2 protein-coding genes are annotated in these 2,298 nt (G+C 62.0%); both read left to right on the top strand.

Features of this window, described 5'->3' with window-relative positions:
* Positions 1–88 precede the first annotated feature (88 nt).
* Complete coding sequence (gene def, locus AB4Z11_RS29795; protein WP_442029510.1) at positions 89–625, top strand: peptide deformylase; 537 nt, start codon at positions 89–91, stop codon at positions 623–625.
* Positions 626–719: 94 nt separating this feature from the next.
* Positions 720–2,298 (top strand): OPT family oligopeptide transporter (locus tag AB4Z11_RS29790; protein ID WP_442029508.1); only part of this gene is annotated, 1,579 nt, incomplete at its 3' end.

Here is a 2,298-nt window from a genome sequence, read left to right as displayed (position 1 = left end):
CAGCAAGCTCGCCAAGGCGGAAGAGCTGGGCGTAACGATTCTTGATGAAGCGGGCTTGCTCGCACTGCTGAACGCCTGAGGAGGTTGAATGGCCGTCCGTGAAATCCTGAAGATGGGCGATCCGCGCCTGCTGCGCGTGTGCGATCCGGTGCGTGATTTCAATACGCCGGAACTGCATGCGCTGATCAAGGACATGTTCGATACGATGCACGACGCGAACGGCGCCGGCCTGGCCGCGCCGCAGATCGGCGTCAATCTGCAGCTGGTGATTTTTGGTTTCAAGTCCAACACCCGTTATCCGGACGCGCCGCAAGTACCGGAAACGGTGCTGATCAATCCCGTGCTGACGCCAATTGGCGAGGCAATGGACGACGCCTGGGAAGGCTGCCTTTCGGTGCATGGCCTGCGTGGTGTGGTGCCGCGTTTCACCCGTCTGCACTATGAGGGATTCGACCAGTTCGGCACCCGCATCGTGCGTGATGCGGAAGATTTCCACGCCCGCGTGGTCCAGCATGAAGTCGATCATCTCAACGGCATTCTGTATCCGATGCGTATCCGCGACTTCAGTAAATTCGGTTACACATCGGTGCTGTTCCCCGATCTCGATCCCAACGAGGACGATTAAGCAGGCCGTTGGCGCGGGCCAAATTCTGGCGTAATATCCGGGGCACGATTAATAACCTATAACTAATATGGACAAATCGACGCACAACGCCCCGGTGGAATTTACAATCCGTGGCATCGTCCTCGGTGTGCTGATTACCCTGGTCTTCACCGCCGCGCAGGTTTACCTTGGGCTGAAAGTCGGCCTGACTTTCGCCACCTCCATCCCCGCTGCCGTGATCTCGATGGCGCTGCTCAGCGCCTTCAAGGACGCGACCATCCAGGAAAACAACATCGTCCAGACGATTGCATCGGCGGCCGGCACGCTGGCGTCCGTGATCTTCGTGCTGCCTGGCCTGCTGATGATCGGCTGGTGGTCCAATATTCCATTCTGGCCGACCTTTGGCGCCTGCGCCGTGGGTGGTGTGCTGGGCGTGATGTACACCATGCCGCTGCGCCGTGCGCTGGTGTCGCAGTCCGATCTGCCTTATCCGGAAGGCGTTGCTGCCGCTGAAGTGCTGAAGGTCGGTACCGCCTCGCGCTCCGGCGCGCGTGAAGGCAAGGCTGGCCTGTGGGCTGTGATCTGGGGCTCGGTGGCTTCCGCATTCTTCGCTTTCCTGGCTGCCGCCAAGCTGATCGCGGCTGAGGTGGCGGCTTTCGTCCGCGTCGGCAATGGCGCGACCGGCATTGGCGCATCGAGCTCGCTGGCCCTGGTTGGCGCGGGTCACCTGATGGGTATTACCGTCGGCATGGCCATGCTGGTTGGCCTGGTGATCGCGTGGGGCGTTCTGGTCCCGTTGCTGACCAATATGAATCCTGCCGATTTGCCGATCGCCGATCTGGCCAATGGCGTATGGCGCAATCAGGTGCGCATGATGGGCGCCGGTACCATCGGCGCTGCGGCAATCGTTACGCTGTCCACGCTGGCCAAGCCGGTGATTGGCGGCCTGAAGTCGGCGCTGGAAGCGTCGCGCCGTGCCAAGTCCGGCGGCGGCGAAGTGCCGCGTGAAGATCAGGATCTGCCTATCTTTATCGTCGGCCTGGTGACGCTGGTTTCCATGGTGCCTGCGGGCTGGCTGCTGGCAAGCTTCCTGGAAGGCGGCCCGCTTGGCTCTATCGCCACGCCGCTGATTGCGGTTGGCGTTGCCTACATCCTCATCGCCGGCCTGCTGGCAGCGGCGGTGTGCGGTTATATGGCCGGCCTGATTGGCTCTTCGAATTCTCCTGTTTCCGGCCTGGCGATCCTGACCATTCTGGGGGCAGCAACGTCGGTCGGCATGGTTGGCCGTCACATCATGGGACCGGATACCGCCAATGCGCTGATCGCGTTTGCGCTGTTCGTCACCACCGTGGTGCTGGCCGTTGCGGTGATCGGTAACGACAACCTGCAAGATCTGAAGACCGGTCAGCTGGTTGGTGCTACGCCGTGGAAGCAGCAGGTAGCGCTGATCATCGGCGTGTTCGCCGGCGCCTGCGTGGTGCCGCCCGTGCTGGAGTTGCTGAACCATGCGAACGGCTTTGCCGGCGCACCCAACGCCAACGCCATCTCGGACCAGCCGCTGGCTGCGCCGCAAGCGACCCTGATTTCCACGCTGGCTAAAGGCGTGATCGGCGGCGACCTGAATTGGGCGCTGATCGGCTACGGTGCGCTGATCGGTCTGGCGCTGGTGGCGATCGACTTCACCTTGAAAGCCG

Source organism: Pseudoduganella sp. RAF53_2 (assembly GCF_052113985.1).
Taxonomy (GTDB): domain Bacteria; phylum Pseudomonadota; class Gammaproteobacteria; order Burkholderiales; family Burkholderiaceae_D; genus Rugamonas.
Note: the sequence above shows the minus strand (reverse complement) of the source record. Positions and strands in the feature narration are given on the sequence as shown.